The following is an 18,907-nucleotide window of genomic DNA, read 5'->3' as shown; positions in this document are numbered from 1 at the left end:
AAACGGACGACGATCGTTGTTTAGGAACTTGGCGGCGTGAATTCAATTTCGGCAACAAACTTGTGCTGTTCTTCGCCCACCCAGGTGTTCGGAGGGAACGCAGGATACGTGCCACGGCGTACGGTGGCCAGCGCCGCGTCGTCTAGCAGATTGGACTCAGATGATTGCAGCACGCCAGCGTCGACCAAAGTGCCTGTTCGGGTGACGATAAACCACACCTTGACCTTGCCTTGTGGACGTTCCTGACTGGCCTTGCGACCCGTCGGATAGCGCTTGGTGGAATTCAGCATCGCCCGTACTTTGATGGAGTACTCGTTCTCCAGGGACGTGATTTGCGCCTTCGCATTGTCTGGAGGTGGCGGTGGTGGTGGCGCGATCACCACCGGAGCAGGAGGCGGCGCAGCAGTCGCAACAATAGTAGGCGCCGTGCTCACGGGGGGTGTCGTATCCGGAGGAGGCACAAATGGAGGGGGAGCGTCCACCTTCGGAGCGTCTGTCACTTTTTCAACTTGCTTGGGAGGCGGCGGAGGTGGCGGAGGGGGCGGAATGATCACTTCCTGCACCACAACGGCTTCCAGAGGCTTCTTCAGAATGTTGAGTCCTGTGCGCGCCATGCCAGTCACTAATACATAGCCAATCAGCACGTGCACGAGCACGACAATAGCAATGCCTTTTGCGCGCCTGGAGGGGTCGCGCTGGTTGTAGCCGTATTCCATCCCCAGGGAGTTCATAGAGTTCCTAGGTATTGTGCAAAGTGGAAGGGAGGGCGCTTGGTATCAATCATTAGAGGTCTAAAAGTCATAGGGGCACGCAAAAGCGCGCCCCATACATATTCGATTCACTATTGTGACCAAGTGTAATTTCAAAGGATGACATTCCCGTTACCGGTATGTGACGCGGATCAAAATGGCAAAAAGTGACGTTGTTTGAAGCCAACAAGCAGCGTTGTTTGAAGCCAACAGATGACATTTGCTGACAAACGGCTGACCAAACCTAAAGCATCTGGGTCAGTTCCGGGTGGCGTGGTGCTGAACGCAGGCGATGTAAGCGTCCCCGTCTGGTGGTTTTCCGTTTTGCTGGCTTTCCCACAACATGGTTCCCAAGCATTCCATGACCTCGTGGTGGGCCGTATGCAGGGAATTGCGGCGGTGTGTGAGTAATTCCACCGCTTGCCGGATGCCGCGGGGCTGGTCGATGCTGCACTGTTCGCTGATGGATAGATGCATGGACAAATGCAGGAATGGATTGGTGCGGCCTGGATCGCTCTCGTACATGGTGGTGAGTGCCCGCTCCACATCGGCAAAATCCATGGCGTACTCGGGATGTTCATCCATCCATTGAGACGCTATTGTTTCGATAGCTTCCATCGCCTGCCCCGTGCGGGCTTTGGCGTAAACGGAGCAGAAAAAGCGGCGCACGTCCGCTTGTGAGGGGCTAAACATGCGGCAAGATTAGCACGGCATTGACACCCCGGCGTCCCTGGCTGGTGGCTGGTTTGGATACAGTCGACCACTGCCTCTTACCTCGATCCGGAGATTCCGCCATGTCCATTGACGCACTGATCTGTGATGCCATCCGTACGCCCATTGGCCGCTACGGCGGCGCATTGTCCGGCTTGCGCACCGACGATTTGGCCGCTCTGCCGCTCATTGCCCTAAAGTCCCGCAACCCGGGTGTGGACTGGGCGGTGCTGGACGATGTGCTGCTGGGTTGTGCCAACCAAGCTGGAGAGGACAACCGCAATGTGGCGCGCATGGCAGCGCTGCTGGCGGGCCTCCCTACTGCGGTGCCGGGTGCCACCATTAACCGACTGTGCGGCTCGGGTTTGGATGCGATTGGCACAGCAGCGCGCGCGATCAAAGCGGGAGAAGCTACGCTTTTGATAGCGGGTGGGGCGGAGAGCATGAGCCGGGCGCCGTTCGTCATGCCCAAGATGGATACTGCCTTTGGCCGCAACAACGCGGTGTACGACACCACTATCGGCTGGCGTTTCATCAATCCGCGTATGGAGGCACTCTACGGCGTGGACAGCATGCCGCAAACCGCCGAGAACTTGGCCGATGCGCTGGGCATTTCCCGCGCGGACCAAGACGCGTTTGCGCATTCCAGCCAAACCAAGGCGCTGGCTGCCCAGGCTGCGGGGCTGTTTGGCGAAGAGATTGTTCCAGTGACTCTGCCGGGCAAAAAAGGCGCAACTACCCAGTTTGCGAAGGACGAGCATCCACGCGACGTCAGTTTGGATGATCTGGCCCGCCTGAAGCCCATCGTTCGCGAGGGTGGAACTGTCACGGCAGGCAACGCTTCCGGCGTCAATGACGGTGCCGCCGCCGTGTTGCTGGCCAATGCGGAGTGTGCGGCCCGCCATGGCCTGGCGCCCCGCGCGCGCATCGTTGGCATGGCGGTAGCAGGGGTCGAGCCGCGCACCATGGGTATTGGCCCGGTGCCCGCTACCCGCAAAGTGCTGGCGCAATGCGGGTTGAGGTTGGACGACATGGATGTGATCGAACTCAACGAAGCTTTCGCCGCACAAGCGCTGGCGGTTTTGCGCACTTTGGGGCTGGATGACAACGACTCGCGGGTCAACCGTTGGGGCGGCGCCATCGCACTGGGCCATCCGCTGGGCGCGTCCGGCGCGCGGTTGGTGGCCACTGCCGTGAACCAGCTGCACCAGGGCGAAGGCCGTTACGCGCTGTGCACCATGTGTATTGGCGTTGGCCAGGGCATTGCGTTGGTTCTGGAAAGGGTTTGATGGCCTTGCCTTTCATTACGGATCCGGTCTTCTATCTGGTCAGCGTGCCAGCAGTTTTGCTGCTGGGCATTAGCAAAAGCGGGTTTGGCGCTGGCTTTGGTTCGCTGGCCGTGCCGATGATGGCGCTGGCCGTCAGCGTGCCCGAAGCCGCCGCAATCCTGATGCCGGTGCTGCTGTTGATGGACTTACTGGGGGTCGCTGCATTTCGCAAGGACTTCGATTGGACGTTGTTGCGCTTCCTGCTGCCGTTTGGCGTGCTGGGTATTGTGATTGGGGCATTGCTGTTCAAACTGCTCAATGCGCATACGGTTGCGGCGATTGTTGGCGCTTTCACCTTGCTGTTTCTGGCCCAGCGCCTGCTGTTTCCACCGCATCCCGCAAGCAGGCCACCGCCGCGCTGGCTGGGCGCCTTGCTCACCACCACGTCTGGCTTTACCAGCTTCATCGCCCACGCGGGTGGGCCGCCGATCAATGCCTATGTAATCCCGCTCAAACTCAGCCCGGTGAAGTTCACCGCGACGATGGCATTTTTCTTCTTCGTGGTGAACCTGTGCAAGTGGATTCCGTATGGCGTGTTGGGCCTGCTGGACATGCGCAACATGGCGACCAGCCTGCTGCTGCTGCCCATCGCGCCGATTGGGGTGTGGGTGGGCGTGCGCATGGCGCGGCGCATCAGTCAGGTTCTGTTTTACCGTTTTATCTATGCAGGCATGTTTCTGACAGGCGTGAAGCTGTTGTGGGATGGCCTGCAATAAGCCGTAAGCAATAGGCCTACACGAGCAATATGGCGCCTGCCATGCTACAAAGCGCTCCCTCCTCTGTTTGATCGAAAAGAACCCCATGTCTACCTCCATGTATTCCTCCAGCGTTCCCGTGTTCAAAAACGTACTGCGCAACCTCAGCCATTTCCTGGACAAGGCCAAAGCCAGTGCCGAAGCCCGCAAGTTCGACATTGCCGTTCTGCTGAACGACCGTCTGGCACCCGACATGCTGCCGTTCATCCGTCAGGTGCAGATCGCTTGCGACTCGGCCAAGCTGTGCGTTGCGCGCCTGTCCGGCGTGGACGCGCCCAAGTTTGACGATACGGAAACCACGCTGGAAGAGCTGCAGCAGCGCATCGAGAAAACGCTGGACTACCTTGCCACGGTAAAGCCGGAGCAGATTGATGGCACCGAAGAGAAGGCGATGGCTATCCCCGCTGGTCCCAACAAGGTGCTCAATATGTCTGGTGAGGCTTACCTGAAGTACCGCGCAACGGCCAATCTGTACTTCCATGCGACAACTGCATATTTGATCCTGCGTCACAACGGTGTCGATCTGGGCAAGGCCGACTTCCTCGCAGGCGCAGCAGCCGCTTCTGCTTAAGCGGCGCGCAATTCAGCTATCCCATTGCTTGGGGCGCAGGCGCTCTTTCTCGGCGCGCTCCTGCGCCATCTGCTCTTCGAGTTGCAGGCGCCCCTCTGTCGCAACTGCAATCAGTTTCTTGCGGTCCTTGTAGTGCGGATGCATCTTCTCGAAGAGCTCCAGGTTGTGCTGGCGAAAGCGCATCGCGGCCTGGCGCGCCACGTGTGGCTCATCGCCCAAGAGTTCCAGCACGCTGCGCCCGGTGCGCAGGCTGGACTCAAACAATTCCCGCTCCACCCGCATCACACCGCGTTCGCGCAGCTTGTTCCAGTGCGTCACGTCCCGGGCACGAGCCACGATCTCCAGGTTGGGGAAGTGCTCTTTGACCATATCCACGATCGCCAGCGACTGTTCCACGTCGTCCACCGCCAGCACCAGAATCTTGGCTTTGTCCGCACCCGCCGTGCGCAGCAAGTCCAATCGGGTCGCATCGCCGTAAAACACGCGGTAGCCAAAGCTGCGCACCGCTTCGATCATGTCGGCGTCGTGGTCCAACACCGTCGCGCCAATGCCTTGTGCCAGCAGCAGGCGTCCGACGATCTGCCCGTAGCGGCCGAAGCCGGCGATGATGATCGGCGCTTCCTGCTGCTCTGAAATCTCATCCAGCTGTGGCATGCCGCAATTCGCAAAGCGCGGCGCGACGAAACGGTCAATGGCCACCAGTATCAGGGGGCTCACCAACATCGACACTGCCACCGAGCCAATCAACAGTGACGCCACGCGGTCCGAGAACACATGCGAGCCTGATGCGGCCTGGAACACCACGAAAGCAAATTCGCCGCCTTGCGCCAGCAACAGTGCGAACACCGGGCGTTCCTGCATAGGCAGGCCGATAGTGCGTGCCAGCGTGTAAATAACGATGCCCTTGCAGGTCAGAAAGCCCACTACCAGCGCCGCCACAATCCCGGGCGATTCGCGCAGCACGCCAAAGTCGATGCCCATGCCGACCGCGATGAAGAACAAGCCGAGCAACAAGCCCTTGAACGGTTCAATATCCGTTTCCAGCTCGCGCCGGTATTCGCTCTCAGCCAGCAGCACGCCCGCCAGAAACGCGCCCAGCGCCATCGACAGGCCCACGCTCAGCATCAATGCGGCGATGCCTACGACCAGTAGCAGTGCCGTGGCGGTAAATATCTCGGGTGTGTTGGAGCGCGCAATCCAGCGGAACAATGGGCGCAACAAAAGGCGCCCGCCAAGCACAATGCCCGCAATGACTGCTATGATTTTGAGAGCTTCCCACGCATGCTGTACGGGCGCCGTGGCCTCATTTTCATTGGGGGCAAAGCCCAGCAAAGGCAGCAAGGCAAGGATGGGAATGGCCGCCACGTCCTGAAACAGCAAAATGGAAAACGCAGCCTGCCCGCTTTGCGTCGGCAGCAGGTTGCGCTCTTCCATCACCTGCAGCGCAATCGCCGTGCTGGAAAGCGCCAGCCCCAGCCCGGCCACGATAGCTATTTGCCAGCTCACGCCAAACGGCAGCGCAATGAGCATCAGTAACACGGCACAACCGAACACCTGCGCACTGCCCCAGCCAAAGATCGGCCGGCGCATGCTCCACAAGCGGCGTGGCTCCAGCTCCAGTCCTACGAGGAACAGCATCAGTACCACGCCAAACTCGGCGAAGTGCAGGATGTCCTCCACATTCGTCACCAGTCCCAGCCCCCAGGGCCCGATCGCGATGCCTGCGGCCAGGTAGCCAATGATGGAGCCCAGACCAAGTGCGCGGCTCAGTGGCACAGCGATCACCGCGGCGCTGAGATAAATGAAGCTGTTGATCAGCCAAGTGGGGGCGTGTTCCATGTCAGTTCTCCGGCCGATCCGAGGCCGGCACATCGCAAGCCTCACACACCTCCAGCTCTTCTAGCTCCGGCCAATCCGGATACGACTGCAGCCGCTGGGCAAACACGTCCACATGCGCCGCAAGGTCGGCCTCCGATACTGCATGCGCACCATGCAGCACCAGCGGTGGCAGGAAACGCATGCCGCAGAGGTGCGCGGTTTGCTCGTAGGGGGGCATGAAGGCGTCGAAGAAGTAGCGGTTGTAGCCGCTGGGGTGGTAGGCCTCTTCCGAGCCGCCAGTGGTTGCGACCAGCCACATGTCTTTGCCTTGCAAGGCCGTACCCCCGCCATAGGCCCAGCCGTAGGCCAGCACTTCGTCTACCCATAGTTTGAGCAGCGCCGGCATGCTGTACCACTGGACGGGGTGCAGAAGCACCACCAGTTGCGCGGCGTGCAAGGCCTTTTGTTCGCGGGGGACGTCGATGGAGTAATCGGCGTACTGGCCAAAGACGTCGCACACCTGGACGGTGGCCAGCGCTTGTGCGGCCTGCAGCAAACGGCGGTTGGCGCGGGAGTCTTTCCAGTTGGGATGGGCTGCGACCACGTAGATTCCGGGTTGGGAGGCTGATGAACTCGCCGCCGGGTCGCCCCAAGGCGGGGTGGCACCCTCGGGGGGCAGCGACCCGCGCAGCGGCGGAGCTTGGGGGCTATCTTCAGGGCTTGTGCTGGGGGCGTTCATGCCCGTAACATAGCGCAAACTGTCACACTCAGGAGCGCGCCATGCCCGTAGTTGTCGTAGCCAACCCCAAAGGCGGGGTCGGCAAGTCCACGCTGTCGACCAATATTGCGGGCTATTTCGCCGCTAAAGGGCATGCCGTGATGCTGGGCGATGCGGACCGTCAGCAGTCTTCCCGGCTCTGGCTAAGCCTGCGTCCGGGTGCTGCGCGGCCCATCGCTTCCTGGGATATCGGCGACGACCAGATTGCCAAACCTCCTAAGGGGACGACCCACGTGGTGCTGGACACGCCAGCGGGTCTGCACGGCAAGGCGCTCAAGGAAATCCTGAAAATGGCCGACCATATCGTCGTGCCACTGCAGCCCAGCGTGTTTGACATCTTTGCGACGCGCGCCTTTCTGGACGAGCTGGCGCAAAGCAAACACACGCTCAAGGCCAAGATCGGCATCGTCGGCATGCGGGTAGATGCCCGCACGATTTCCGCCGACAAACTGCACGAGTTTGTCGATTCGCTGAAGCTGCCGGTGTTGGGTTATTTGCGCGACACGCAGAACTATGTCCACGCTGCGGCCCGCGGACTGTCGCTGTTCGACGTGTCGAAGAGCCGTGTGGAGCGTGATCTGGAGCAATGGCAGCCTATTTGCCAATGGCTGGATAAATAGTGCCCCCACGCTCCACCGCTGCGCGGGTCGCGGCCCCCCGTGGGGGCTAATTTGCCTTGGGGCGGCCCGGCGGCAAATTGTCCGGTTTATGTCACACGACTGACAGTCGGGGCGGCTTGAGATGGCTACAGTGGTGCCATGAAAACCTTTGAAAAAATCTCCGATCTCGCTGCCTGTGTGGGCCAGGAAGTCGCCACCAGCGACTGGATCACCGTCACGCAGGAGCACATCAACCTGTTCGCCCAGGCCACGGGCGACCACCAGTGGATTCACGTCGATGTGGAGCGGGCCAAGAAAGGCCCGTTTGGCGCCCCTATCGCGCATGGCTTTCTGACGCTGTCGATGATCCCCAAATTCTTCGAGAACGCACTCACAGTGACCGAAACCCGCATGGGCGTGAACTACGGACTCAACAAGGTGCGCTTCGTGTCGCCAGTGCCAGTAGACAGTCGACTGCGCGCACGTATGAAGCTGTTGCAGTGCGACCCTATCGACAACAATGGCTACCAGTCCACTTGGGAGGTGACGATTGAGCGCGAAGGTGCGACCAAGCCGGTGTGTGTGGCCGAGTCGCTGTCGCGGCAATACCCTTAAGAAAAATTGTTTTGCCGCCAGGCCTCGAACACGGTCACGGCGACCGCGTTTGATAGATTGAGGCTGCGCTGACCTTCGCGCATCGGCAATTTCAGACTTTGGCCAGTGCCAAACGACGCGCGCACGGTGTCGGAAATGCCTTTTGTTTCGGAGCCAAACACCAGCCAGTCACCCGGCTGAAACTTGACCTCGAATGGACTGCGCGTGCCGCGCGTGGTCAGCGTGAACAGGCGCTCGGGTGCTGGTTTCTCCGTTTCCAGAAAGGCCTGCCAATTGCTATGGCGGCGCAGCGTGGCGTACTCGTGGTAATCCAGCCCAGCCCGCCGCATATGTTTGTCGTCCATCGAGAAACCCAGCGGTTCGACCAGGTGCAAGGTGCAGCCGGTATTGGCAGCCAGCCGGATGACGTTACCGGTATTCGGCGGTATTTCGGGTTCGACGAGGACGATGTGAAACATGCGTGAATTATCCAGTGCATAAAAAATGCTTTCAGCGGGCCCGATCGGGCGGGGTAGATGTTTTGCTCCGTGTCCCCCGCCCGCTCCGGCAAATTGTTAGCATGCGATGGCTTTGAATTCAGCTCAGGCTACTACTTTTCAAGCGGATGGTGCGGGGTAGGCCTCATTGCGAAATCAAGGAGGAGGGGCCCTCACGGCCCCGGGGGACATTCGCTTTGGGGCTTACCCCGTGCCGTCAGCGGGCGAAAGAAGTCTTTCTTACGAACGACGGAGCTATTCAGTCCGCGCAAACACAACAGCCGTGATATGCGCCACACCAGCCTGCCGCAACACCTTGGCAGCAGAGTGCAATGAAGCCCCACTGGTCATCACGTCGTCCACCAACACCACTCGACGATCTTTCAAACGAAGAGCCAGCAACGGGTCAACCGCAAACGCACCCTGCACACTGCCCAGCCGCTCATGCCGTGGCAATGCGCTTTGCGGCGGCGTGTCTTTAATGCGCAGCAGCAGGTCGTGCTTTACTTTGGTAGGTTCCAGCGCACGGGCCAGTAGCAGTGCCTGGTTGAAACCGCGCCATTGCAGCCGCTCTTTGGACAAAGGCAGGGGCAATACGTAGTCGGCGGCCTCCAACGCCGGTTCCACCCAAGGCGCGCTACGCAGCAAGGTTCCAAAAGAGCGAGCCCACGCTGTGTGTTCGTGGAACTTGAACTCCTGAACCAATCCGGCCCAAGGGTAGGTGTAGGGCACCGCAGCAAGACATTGGTCCAAAGTCGGCGGGGCGACGATGCAGGCGCCGCAGCGACGCATGCTTGCCAGTACGGGGAGAGCGCAAGTCTGGCAACGCGGAACAGGTTGGCCGAATTGGGCGACGCAGGCTTCGCAGATCGGGTGTGCGGGCCAGCGGTGGCAGACCGCGCACTGGCTGGGCAGCCTGCGCAATAGCCGTTGAAACAAGTCGACCACCATCCAGCCAATATACTCGCCACGCCTTCAAAGGCGCCCCACTCCTCCCTCATGTCTACCCAACGCCCCCCCACTATTTCCCCCGCCGCCGCCGCGCGCTGGGCTGCGCGCGTGCCGGATGCATCGCCGTGGCTGCACGAAGAAGTGGCGCGGCGCATGGAAGAGCGGTTGGAGTGGATTGTCAAAAAGCCATCAGAGTGGCTGCATTGGGAACCGCTGCAAGGTGGACTGCAGGCGCATGCGCTGCTAACCAAGCGCTACCCGAAATCCAAGGCGTTTGCGCTTGAAAGCAGCGTAGATAAAGCGCAAGCAGCTCACAAAAGAATAGCAAATCCGTGGTGGAACCCTGCCACCTGGAGCGCCCCGAAGACGGTTTACGCCAAGCCTGAGCAACCGGTGCAGATGCTGTGGGCCAATATGGCGCTGCATATGGCCGCCGATCCGCAGGCGCTGATCGCCCAATGGCACAGCCTGGTGGATGTGGACGGTTTTCTGATGTTTTCCTGTCTGGGTCCAGACACGCTGCGCGAATTGCGTCCGCTGTATGCGGAATTCGGCTGGCCGCCACCGACGCACACGTTTACCGACATGCACGACTGGGGCGACATGCTGGTCGGGCAAGGGTTTGCCGAGCCGGTGATGGACATGGAGCGCATCACCCTGAGTTTTAGTACGCCGCAAACCCTGCTGGCCGAGTTGCGCGGGCTGGGGCGCAATCTGCATTCCGGGCGATTCCCGGCCCTGCGCGGGCGCGGTTGGCTGGCGAAATTGCACGCTGGCTTGGCCCAATTGGCGACCAAAACCGCGGATGGCCGTTTGCAATTGAGCTTTGAGGTGATCTACGGTCATGCTTTCAAGCCACCCGCACGATTGGGGGTAGCGCCGGAGACCCGTGTCAGTCTGGATGAAATGCGCAAGGCCCTGAGTCAGAGGAAATAGCCCTACTCTGTCGGATAGAATCACCCCCCAAAGACGGCTAGAAATCTACATATTGAAGAGGTAAGAGCGATGAAGAGCATTTTGAACCGGTTGGCTTCATTGGGACTGGTGGTGTCTGCTTGGGCAGCATCCGCAGTTTTGACGCTGGCCCATGCCACGGGTGACTTGCCCGGTGGTCCGGCGGTCAACCAGTTGAATCTGCCTCATGCGGCCACCAAAATCGCCGCCGAACAGGCTTGGCTCCACTGGTTCATGCTGATCGTGTGTACCGTGGTGTTCGTGGCCGTGTTCGCGGTCATGTTCTATTCCATCTGGAAGCACCGCAAGTCGGTGGGCCACAAAGCCGCTACCTTCCACGAAAGCGTTGCCGTTGAAATCGCCTGGACCGCTATTCCCTTCATCATCGTCGTGATCATGGGCCTGATGGCCACCAAATCCGTCGTGGCGATGAAAGACACGACCAACGCCGATCTGACCATCAAGGCCACTGGCATGCAGTGGAAATGGGGTTACGACTACCTCAAAGGCGAAGGCGAAGGCATTGGCTTCGTGTCCACCATCGACACCGAGCAACGTGAAATGTCCAACAATGGCGGCCCCAAGAAGGGCGAAGTGGTGGACAACTACCTGTTGAAGGTCGACAACCCGCTGGTCGTCCCCGTGGGCAAGAAGATTCGCATCATCACCACTGCCAACGACGTGATCCACGCCTTTGCTGTGCCGCAGTTCGGCATCAAGCAGGATGCGATCCCCGGTTTTGTGCGTGACACCTGGTTCCGCGCCGAAGAGACAGGCGACTTCTATGGACAGTGCCAGGAACTGTGTGGCAAGGAACACGCCTACATGCCTATCCACGTGAAGGTGTTGTCCGCTGAGGACTATTCCAAGTGGGTGGGTGCTGAGCAGAAAAAGATGGCTGCCAAGCTGGACGACCCGACCAAGGTCTGGACTCTGGCCGACATCACCAAGCGCGGCGAACAGGTTTACGCCAAGAATTGCGTGGCTTGCCATCAGGCCAACGGCAAGGGCGGCGGCGCGATCAAGCCCGTGGATGGCTCCGCTGTGGTGCTGGATGCTGACAAGAACAAGCAGATTCTGGTGCTGTTGAACGGCCAGAACAACAACGCCATGCCGTCCTGGAAGGCGCTGAGCGATACCGATATTGCTGCGGTTATCAGCTACACCAAGAACAACTGGTCCAACAAGACCGGGCAACTCGTGCAGCCTGCCGATGTGCATGCTTTGCGCAAGTAAGTCCAAGTCCTGTTGCAAGACCGAATAGAGAATTCAGAAGGAAATCCAAATGAGCGCAGTTGCAGGCCACCCCGATCACGCCCATGACGACCACCACGACCACCATGCCCCCGAAGGCTGGCGTCGTTGGGTGTTTGCCACCAACCACAAGGACATCGGTACGCTGTACCTGCTGTTTTCGTTCACCATGTTGATGATCGGTGGCGTATTGGCGCTGCTGATCCGTGCCGAGCTGTTCCAGCCTGGTCTGCAACTGGTCAACCCTGAGCTGTTCAACTCGCTGACCACGATGCACGGCCTGATCATGGTGTTCGGCGCAATCATGCCGGGCTTCGTCGGCTTTGCGAACTGGATGATCCCGCTGCAAATCGGCGCCGGTGACATGGCATTTGCCCGCATGAACAACTTCAGCTTCTGGCTGATGATTCCCGCCGCATTGATGCTGGTCGGCTCGTTCTTCATGCCTGGCGGCGCACCTGCTGCTGGCTGGACGCTGTACGCACCACTGACACTGCAACAAGGCCCGTCGATGGACGCCGGCATTTTTGCGATGCACATCTTGGGCGCTTCGTCCATCATGGGCTCGATCAACATCATCGTGACCATCCTGAACATGCGCGCGCCTGGCATGACGCTGATGAAGATGCCGATGTTCGCCTGGACCTGGCTGATCACCGCCTACTTGCTGATCGCCGTGATGCCCGTGCTGGCTGGCGCGATCACGATGACGCTGACGGACCGCCACTTCGGCACCAGCTTCTTCAACCCCGCTGGCGGCGGTGACCCGGTGATGTACCAACACATCTTCTGGTTCTTCGGCCACCCGGAGGTGTACATCATGATCTTGCCGGCCTTCGGCATCGTCAGCCAGATCGTTCCTGCGTTCGCACGCAAGCGCCTGTTCGGTTACGCCTCCATGGTGTACGCGACATCGTCCATCGCCATCCTGTCTTTCATCGTGTGGGCGCACCACATGTTCACCACCGGCATGCCGGTGACGGGCCAGCTGTTCTTCATGTACGCCACGATGCTGATCGCCGTGCCTACCGCTGTGAAGATCTTCAACTGGATCGCCACGATGTGGCAAGGCTCCATGACGTTTGAAACGCCTATGCTGTTCGCTGTGGGCTTCATCTTTGTGTTCACGATGGGTGGCTTTACCGGCCTGATCCTCGCGATGGCGCCGATTGACATCCAGTTGCAGGACACCTATTACGTTGTTGCCCACTTCCACTATGTGCTGGTGGCCGGCTCGCTGTACGCGATGTTCGCCGGTTACTACTACTGGTCGCCGAAGTGGACTGGTGTGATGTACAACGAAACCCGCGGCAAGATCCACTTCTGGTGGTCGCTGATCGCCTTCAACGTAACCTTCTTCCCGATGCACTTCCTGGGTCTGGCCGGTATGCCGCGTCGCTATGCCGACTACCCGATGCAGTTCGCTGATTTCAACGCCGTGGCATCGGTAGGTGCGTTCGCCTTCGGTCTGGCGCAGGTGTACTTCTTCCTGTTCGTGGTGTTGCCCACGATGATGGGCAAGGGCGAAAAAGCCGCGCAAAAACCTTGGGAAGCCGCCGAAGGTCTGGAGTGGGAAGTTCCTTCGCCTGCGCCGTTCCATACCTTTGAAACACCGCCGAAGCTGGACGCTACTGCGACCCGCATCGTTGCCTGATCTCTTTGTATAAGTGACCATGGCAACCCCTGAGCAAAAGAAAGCCAACCTGCGCACCGGCCTGATTCTGGCGTCTGTGGCAGTGGTGTTTTTTCTTGGTTTCATGGCCAAGATGGTGATGCTGAGCCGCTAACGGTATGGCACTGAAGCCCGAAAATCTCAAGATGGTGCGCAAGCTGGCCGTGGTGACGGTCGGCATGTTCGCCTTTGGGTACGCGCTGGTGCCGATCTATAAGTCGATTTGTGAAGTGACCGGCATCAACATCCTCGCCTTGGGTGAGCAAGTGATCTCGGGCACCAAGGGCAGCTACAACAGCAATACGCAGGTGGATACGAGCCGCACCATCACGGTGGAATTCGATGCCAACAGCCGCGGTCCTTGGGAATTCAAGCCCGCAACCCGCTCTTTGCAAGTGCACCCCGGTGAGCTGACCACGGTGATGTACGAGTTCCAGAATGTGCAGAACCGCCGTATGGCGGCGCAAGCCATTCCCAGCTATGCCCCGCAGCAGGCGCAGGCCCACTTCAACAAGGTGGAGTGTTTCTGCTTCAACCAATACACGCTGGAGCCGGGTGAAAAAAAGTCCTGGCCAGTGGTGTTTGTGATTGATCCCAAGCTGTCTCGGGATGTGCACACCATTACGTTGTCGTATACGTTTTTTGAAGTGGGTGGTAAGACACCTGCTGCACCAGTCGCGCAAACCAAGGACGGCGCGCCTGCCGTGGTGGGTGCGTGATGGGTGAGTCTGTGGCTGAGAAGCAGCCCCGCCCCTCATTCCTGCACAGCCTGAAGCTGGTGGCTTGGTCGTTTGCTGGTATTCGTAGCCGCAAGGGCCATAAAGATGATTTTGCCAAGGTCAATCCCATGCACGTCGTGCTGGTCGGCTTTGTCAGTGTTTTATTGATTGTTGTGGGTCTGATTGCCCTGGTGAATTGGGTGGTCGCGAAGTAAATAACTTGCGGGACAGATCTTTAGCTCTGTCCCCAACTGATTGGTATAGGAGAAGAAAATGAGTTCAACATCACACGGCACAACACCGTACTACTTTGTACCCGGCCCGTCGCGCCATCCTGCGATGGCCGCCCTGGGCCTGTTCTTCGTGATCCTAGGCGCAGGCCAGTGGGTCAACGGCGCGCATTGGGGCATGTACAGCTTGTTCTTCGGTCTGGCGTTCTGGCTGTTTGTGCTGTACCAATGGTTCGGCGATGCGATTACGGAGAGCTTGGGTGGTCAGTACGGCCACAAGATCGACATCTCGTTCCGTTGGAGCATGACCTGGTTTATCTTTTCCGAAGTGATGTTCTTCGGCGCCTTCTTCACCGCGCTCTGGTGGGCCCGCATGCACTCTGTGCCTGCACTGGGTAGCCTGGAAAACGCCGTTCTGTGGCCTGATTTCAAAGCCGTCTGGCCCAGCATTGCCGCGGGTGTGACAGCATCGCCTGCCAACATCGTTGAGCCATTTACCACCATGGGCCCATGGCCACTGCCTACTATCAACACTGCGTTGCTGTTGACTTCGGGCGTGACACTGACCATTGCCCACCATGCGCTGCTGGAAAACAATATCAGCAAAACGATCAAGTTCATGTGGGTCACCGTATTGCTGGGCGTGACTTTCCTGTTCGTGCAAGGTTACGAATACCATCACGCGTACTCTGAACTGAACCTCAAACTCAGCTCCGGCGTCTACGGTTCGACCTTCTTCATGTTGACCGGCTTCCACGGTTTTCACGTGTTCGTCGGCATGCTGATGCTGCTGTTCATCACGCTGCGCCTGCAAAAGGGTCACTTCAGCGCTGACAAGCATTTCGGCTTTGAAGGTGCTGCCTGGTACTGGCACTTCGTGGACGTAGTGTGGCTGGGTCTGTACATCCTGGTGTACTGGCTCTAAGGCACATTGAGGCGCATTGCCCTCAACAAAAAAGGCACCGCATGCGGTGCCTTTTTGATTTTCAGGAAAATTTATTGTCCTTGTGCAATACCGGTCGGGTGGATCCACCCCATCTTCCATGACACCAGCACGCAGACAAACAGCAAAATGGAAAAACCAACCCGCATCGCCAGCGCGCGCGCCATGCGCTTGGACTTGGCCATTTCCGATTGCCCTCCACGCATCATGAAATACAAGGCTGCAGCCAGGCTGCCCAGAATGACGACAAAAGCAAGTGCGACCAGATATGACATGGGATGGATTATCCCGTGAATGCACGCGCACGCACACTGGTCATCACAGTGGCCGCCATTCTTGGGCTGGCGGTGACTGCATCGCTGGGGCAGTGGCAGTTGCGCCGCGCGGCGGAGAAACTGGCGCTGCAAGCAGCGATTGACGGTCAGGCTGGCAAACCCACGCTGAACGCTGTGGCACTGGAAAAGTCGTTCGATCTGCAAGCCCTGGTGCACCAGCCTGCATTGCTGCGTGGCACCTGGGACGCAGCGCATACCGTGTATCTGGACAACCGCCAGATGCAAGGCCGGGTGGGGTTCTTTGTGATGACGCCGCTTATGCTGGAAGGCACACGCGCGGCCATCGTCGTGCAGCGCGGCTGGGTCGCGCGCGACTTCCAGAATCGCTCGCACTTGCTGAACGTGCAAACGCCACCCGGTGTGGTCGAGGTGCAGGGACGCATGGCCTTACCACCCAGCAAGCTATATGCACCGGGTCAGGAACAGCCCGGCACGATCCGGCAAAATCTGGACTTGGCTGCGTACAAGACAGAGACTGGCTTGCCGCTGATGGCCATGACCTTGCAGCAAACCGGCGCGGCCAGCGACGGGCTGCTGCGTGATTGGCCTATCGTGAATTTCGGCGTGGACAAGCACTATGGCTATGCCGTTCAGTGGTTTGCGATTGCCGCGCTGATTGCGGGCTTGTACCTCTGGTTTGTTGTTCTGCGCCCTCGTTATTTTTCATCTTCAAAGCCACCGCCCCATGTCCAGTGAATCTTCTCAACACGACCAGCCTTTGGGGCTGACGGTGCACTCTCTGCCCAATCCGGACCAACTGTCTACCGAATTGCCAGCGCGCACACGCTCGGGCCGTTGGAAGATGTTCATGGTGATGCTGCTATGCGCTGCGCCGGTCATCGCTTCGTATTTCACCTACTACGTGGTCCGCCCTGATGGCCGCCGTAACTTTGGTGAGCTGATCGATCCACAGCGCCCCTTGCCGGATGTGGTGGGCACCACTTTGGACGGCCAGTCTGTGAACTTGCGTACCCTCAAGGACCAGTGGGTGCTGGTCAGCGTGGCGGGCGGTGCCTGCGACGCTTTGTGCCAACGCCACCTCTTCTTGCAACGCCAATTGCGTGAAGGGCTGGGCAAAGACAAGGATCGCTTGGACTGGGTCTGGCTGATCAGCGATGACGCACCGGTGGCCGAGAGCCTGCAACCGGCACTGAAATCGGCCACGGTGCTGCGTGTGCCTGCCGCCGCGTTGGCGCAATGGCTGCAGCCGCAAGACGGCCATGCTTTGCCCGAGCACCTGTACATCGTGGACCCGATTGGCAACTGGATGATGCGCTTTCCGCCCAACATGGATGACAAGGGTGTTTACAAAGCGAAGCGCGACCTCTCCAACCTGATGCGTGCCTCGGCGTTCTGGGACAAGGAAGGGCGTACTGCGCCAGCTTCCAAGTAATCCATGCAAGCTTCTTTGTACGACCTCTCGCCGCTGCTGCGCATGATGCTGATGGGCATCGCGCTGGCCGCGGGCCCGCTGTTGTGGGTGGGCCTGCGTTCGCGCAAGGATTCTCCGATGAGCCGGGTGCAGGCGCTCACCTTGCTGACGCTGTTTCTGACGTTTGACCTCGTGCTGTTCGGCGCATTTACGCGACTGACCGACAGCGGTCTGGGCTGCCCCGATTGGCCAGGCTGTTACGGTAGCGCCAGCCCGCTGGGCGCGCACGCTGAAATCACCGCCGCCCAGACCGCCATGCCGACCGGCCCAGTGACGCACGGCAAGGCGTGGGTGGAGATGGTGCACCGCTATCTTGCGACAGGTGTGGGCGTATTGATCATCGCGTTGACCGTGATGGCTTGGCTGGAACGTCGTAAGTCCACTCGGAGTGTTGGCGTGAGTCCTTGGTGGCCGACCGTCACACTGGTTTGGGTTTGCGTGCAGGGCGCGTTCGGCGCGCTGACAGTCACGATGAAACTCTTTCCGGCGATTGTGTCGCTGCATTTGCTGGGTGGTTATCTGTTGCTGGTGTTGCTGGCAGTGCAGGCCGCCGCAGCGTCGAAAGCGGTTGGAGGCGCTGTGCCACCTGTATTGCGTTTCTGGACAGCGGCTGCGCTGTTGCTGCTGTTGCTGCAGGCCCTGTCTGGCGCTTGGGTTAGTACCAATTACGCCGTGCTGGCCTGTACCGAGTTCCCGCAATGCCAGGGCCAATGGTGGCCGGCCATGGACTTTGCCCAAGGTTTCACGCTGTGGCGTCCGCTGGGGCTGAATCCGGATGGCAGCCACATTACCGTGCAAGCGCTGACGGCCATCCATTTCGCACACCGCATGTTGGCCGGACTGACGGCGCTGGTGCTGGCATGGTTGGCGTGGCGCATGTGGCGCAGGTCGGCACTGAATGGCTTGGCGCGTTGGCTGGCTGCCTTGCTGATACTGCAACTGGTCACGGGCCTCTCCAATGTCGTGCTGGACTGGCCCTTGGTGGCTGCCGTGTTGCATACCGGCGGCGCAGGGGCCATGATGGTGGTGCTGGTCTGGGCGCTCACCGTCACTCGAACCATCAGCCGAATTTCTTCTTCTCCTTCTGTGCCGCAATCGGCCGCAAAGTTTTCCTCATGAATGCCATTGTTTCTCCCGGTGCGATGTCGGTGCTGCGCCAGTTCCATGCGCTGACCAAACCGCGCGTGATCCAGTTGATTGTGTTCTGTGCACTGATCGGTATGGTGCTGGCCGTGCCCGGTGTGCCCACGCTGGCGCAAACCGGCCTGGCTGCCATTGCCTGTCTTGGTATTTATCTGGTGGCCGGTGCTGCCGCCGCGTTTAACTGCATTGTCGAAAAAGGTATTGACTCCAAGATGAAGCGCACCGCCTGGCGCCCCACAGCGCGCGGTGAGCTGAGCGATGTACAGACATTGATCTTCTCAGCGCTGCTGTGTATTGCGGGTTCAGTGCTTCTGTATGTGTGGGTCAATCCGCTGACGATGTGGCTGACCTTTGCGACCTTTGTCGGCTACGCCGTGGTCTATACCGTGATCCTCAAACCCATGACGCCGCAAAACATCGTGATCGGTGGTGCGTCCGGTGCGATGCCGCCCGTGTTGGGCTGGGCTGCGATGACGGGTGATGTGGGCCCGGAAGCCATCATCCTGTTCCTGATCATCTTCTTTTGGACACCGCCGCACTTCTGGGCACTTGCGCTGTACCGCGTGGAGGACTACCGCAAGTCCGGCCTGCCAATGCTGCCGGTCACCCACGGCAGCGAGTTCACGCGGCTGCACATTTTTCTGTACACGCTGATCCTGTTTGCGGCCTGCCTGTTGCCCTATATCTACGGCATGAGTTCGTGGCTCTACCTGGTGGTGGCGGTTGTCCTTAGCTTGGGTTTTTGTGGCTATGCGTGGAAGCTGCTGCGCCACTACACCGACGAGCTGTCGCGTGCCACCTTCCGCTTTTCCTTGATTCATCTCAGCGTGCTGTTCGCGGCCTTGCTGATCGACCATTACGTTCTGTAAGGCCC

Annotated in this window: 23 protein-coding genes; 16 read left to right on the top strand and 7 right to left on the bottom strand. The window is 59.5% G+C overall.

Annotation, left to right across the window (positions count from 1 at the left end):
• Nucleotides 1–20: 20 nt before the first annotated feature.
• Nucleotides 21–731, bottom strand: coding sequence for an energy transducer TonB (locus tag AC1DV6_RS05405; RefSeq protein ID WP_477975845.1), 711 nt, complete (start codon nt 729–731; stop codon nt 21–23).
• A gap of 276 nt (nt 732–1,007) precedes the next feature.
• Nucleotides 1,008–1,442 (bottom strand): DUF1841 family protein, encoded by a 435-nt coding sequence (locus AC1DV6_RS05400; protein WP_477975844.1) that lies wholly within the window; start codon nt 1,440–1,442, stop codon nt 1,008–1,010.
• A gap of 101 nt (nt 1,443–1,543) precedes the next feature.
• On the opposite strand from AC1DV6_RS05400, the gene pcaF reads away from it, so the two are divergent.
• The 3 genes from pcaF (at nt 1,544) to AC1DV6_RS05385 (ending at nt 4,114) form a co-directional block, all read left to right on the top strand.
• A complete protein-coding gene (pcaF, locus tag AC1DV6_RS05395; RefSeq protein ID WP_477975843.1) occupies nt 1,544–2,749 on the top strand; it encodes a 3-oxoadipyl-CoA thiolase in 1,206 nt (401 codons plus the stop codon).
• Nucleotides 2,749–3,504, top strand: a complete 756-nt coding sequence (locus AC1DV6_RS05390; RefSeq protein WP_477975841.1) for a sulfite exporter TauE/SafE family protein — start codon at nt 2,749–2,751, stop codon at nt 3,502–3,504. Before pcaF ends, AC1DV6_RS05390 begins: the two co-directional genes overlap by 1 nt.
• An 85-nt stretch (nt 3,505–3,589) precedes the next feature.
• Nucleotides 3,590–4,114: a DUF1993 domain-containing protein gene (locus AC1DV6_RS05385; RefSeq protein WP_477975839.1), complete on the top strand. Its 525-nt coding sequence runs from the start codon at nt 3,590–3,592 to the stop codon at nt 4,112–4,114.
• Between the two features lie 12 nt (nt 4,115–4,126).
• On the opposite strand, the gene kefC is transcribed toward AC1DV6_RS05385, so the two are convergent.
• Together kefC and kefF are read right to left on the bottom strand one after the other, a co-directional pair.
• A complete protein-coding gene (gene kefC, locus AC1DV6_RS05380; protein WP_477975837.1) occupies nt 4,127–5,953 on the bottom strand; it encodes a glutathione-regulated potassium-efflux system protein KefC in 1,827 nt (608 codons plus the stop codon).
• A 1-nt stretch (nt 5,954) separates the two neighbouring features.
• Nucleotides 5,955–6,671 (bottom strand): glutathione-regulated potassium-efflux system oxidoreductase KefF, encoded by a 717-nt coding sequence (gene kefF / locus AC1DV6_RS05375; RefSeq protein WP_477975835.1) that lies wholly within the window; start codon nt 6,669–6,671, stop codon nt 5,955–5,957.
• Nucleotides 6,672–6,712: 41 nt separating this feature from the next.
• On the opposite strand from kefF, the gene AC1DV6_RS05370 reads away from it, so the two are divergent.
• Nucleotides 6,713–7,330: a nucleotide-binding protein gene (locus AC1DV6_RS05370; protein ID WP_477975833.1), complete on the top strand. Its 618-nt coding sequence runs from the start codon at nt 6,713–6,715 to the stop codon at nt 7,328–7,330.
• A 138-nt stretch (nt 7,331–7,468) separates the two neighbouring features.
• Complete coding sequence (locus AC1DV6_RS05365) at nt 7,469–7,924, top strand: MaoC family dehydratase (protein ID WP_477975832.1); 456 nt, start codon at nt 7,469–7,471, stop codon at nt 7,922–7,924.
• Here the strand turns inward: AC1DV6_RS05365 and trmL are convergent.
• Entirely contained in the window at nt 7,921–8,382 is a 462-nt protein-coding gene (gene trmL, locus AC1DV6_RS05360) for a tRNA (uridine(34)/cytosine(34)/5-carboxymethylaminomethyluridine(34)-2'-O)-methyltransferase TrmL (protein WP_477975831.1), read from the bottom strand. The two genes, AC1DV6_RS05365 and trmL, sit on opposite strands and share 4 nt — an antisense overlap.
• Nucleotides 8,383–8,655: 273 nt before the next feature.
• On the bottom strand, nt 8,656–9,192 hold the full coding sequence (locus tag AC1DV6_RS05355) for a ComF family protein (protein WP_477975829.1): 537 nt from the start codon (nt 9,190–9,192) through the stop codon (nt 8,656–8,658).
• A gap of 207 nt (nt 9,193–9,399) precedes the next feature.
• On the opposite strand from AC1DV6_RS05355, the gene AC1DV6_RS05350 reads away from it, so the two are divergent.
• The 7 genes from AC1DV6_RS05350 to AC1DV6_RS05320 all read left to right on the top strand — a co-directional run bounded on the left by AC1DV6_RS05350 (nt 9,400) and on the right by AC1DV6_RS05320 (nt 15,105).
• Complete coding sequence (locus AC1DV6_RS05350) at nt 9,400–10,287, top strand: biotin synthase (RefSeq protein ID WP_477975828.1); 888 nt, start codon at nt 9,400–9,402, stop codon at nt 10,285–10,287.
• Between the two features lie 69 nt (nt 10,288–10,356).
• Nucleotides 10,357–11,541: a cytochrome c oxidase subunit II gene (coxB, locus tag AC1DV6_RS05345; protein WP_477975827.1), complete on the top strand. Its 1,185-nt coding sequence runs from the start codon at nt 10,357–10,359 to the stop codon at nt 11,539–11,541.
• A gap of 49 nt (nt 11,542–11,590) precedes the next feature.
• Entirely contained in the window at nt 11,591–13,213 is a 1,623-nt protein-coding gene (gene ctaD, locus AC1DV6_RS05340) for a cytochrome c oxidase subunit I (protein WP_477975826.1), read from the top strand.
• Between the two features lie 19 nt (nt 13,214–13,232).
• Nucleotides 13,233–13,346 carry a cytochrome oxidase small assembly protein gene (locus AC1DV6_RS05335; RefSeq protein ID WP_477975825.1) on the top strand — a complete coding sequence of 38 codons (114 nt, stop codon included), beginning with the start codon at nt 13,233–13,235 and terminating at the stop codon, nt 13,344–13,346.
• Nucleotides 13,347–13,350: 4 nt separating this feature from the next.
• Nucleotides 13,351–13,950 carry a cytochrome c oxidase assembly protein gene (locus tag AC1DV6_RS05330; protein ID WP_477975824.1) on the top strand — a complete coding sequence of 200 codons (600 nt, stop codon included), beginning with the start codon at nt 13,351–13,353 and terminating at the stop codon, nt 13,948–13,950.
• Nucleotides 13,950–14,165, top strand: a complete 216-nt coding sequence (locus AC1DV6_RS05325; RefSeq protein ID WP_477975823.1) for a DUF2970 domain-containing protein — start codon at nt 13,950–13,952, stop codon at nt 14,163–14,165. The genes AC1DV6_RS05330 and AC1DV6_RS05325 overlap by 1 nt, the downstream gene beginning before the upstream one ends.
• Nucleotides 14,166–14,223: 58 nt before the next feature.
• On the top strand, nt 14,224–15,105 hold the full coding sequence (locus AC1DV6_RS05320) for a cytochrome c oxidase subunit 3 (RefSeq protein ID WP_477975821.1): 882 nt from the start codon (nt 14,224–14,226) through the stop codon (nt 15,103–15,105).
• Nucleotides 15,106–15,176: 71 nt separating this feature from the next.
• Here the strand turns inward: AC1DV6_RS05320 and AC1DV6_RS05315 are convergent, their stop codons facing one another.
• Complete coding sequence (locus tag AC1DV6_RS05315; RefSeq protein ID WP_477975819.1) at nt 15,177–15,398, bottom strand: twin transmembrane helix small protein; 222 nt, start codon at nt 15,396–15,398, stop codon at nt 15,177–15,179.
• 15 nt (nt 15,399–15,413) lie between these two features.
• On the opposite strand from AC1DV6_RS05315, the gene AC1DV6_RS05310 reads away from it, so the two are divergent.
• The 4 genes from AC1DV6_RS05310 to cyoE are packed head-to-tail and all read left to right on the top strand — an operon-like array spanning nt 15,414 to nt 18,902.
• On the top strand, nt 15,414–16,154 hold the full coding sequence (locus tag AC1DV6_RS05310; protein WP_477975817.1) for an SURF1 family protein: 741 nt from the start codon (nt 15,414–15,416) through the stop codon (nt 16,152–16,154).
• Complete coding sequence (locus tag AC1DV6_RS05305) at nt 16,144–16,851, top strand: hypothetical protein (RefSeq protein WP_477975815.1); 708 nt, start codon at nt 16,144–16,146, stop codon at nt 16,849–16,851. Before AC1DV6_RS05310 ends, AC1DV6_RS05305 begins: the two co-directional genes overlap by 11 nt.
• A 3-nt stretch (nt 16,852–16,854) precedes the next feature.
• Nucleotides 16,855–18,009, top strand: a complete 1,155-nt coding sequence (locus tag AC1DV6_RS05300; protein WP_477975813.1) for a COX15/CtaA family protein — start codon at nt 16,855–16,857, stop codon at nt 18,007–18,009.
• Nucleotides 18,006–18,902, top strand: coding sequence for a heme o synthase (cyoE, locus tag AC1DV6_RS05295; protein ID WP_477975811.1), 897 nt, complete (start codon nt 18,006–18,008; stop codon nt 18,900–18,902). The genes AC1DV6_RS05300 and cyoE overlap by 4 nt, the downstream gene beginning before the upstream one ends.
• Nucleotides 18,903–18,907: the final 5 nt, after the last annotated feature.

It is taken from the genome of Rhodoferax sp. P2_H8_2 (assembly GCF_056403235.1).
This window is presented reverse-complemented; position numbering and strand designations above follow the sequence as displayed.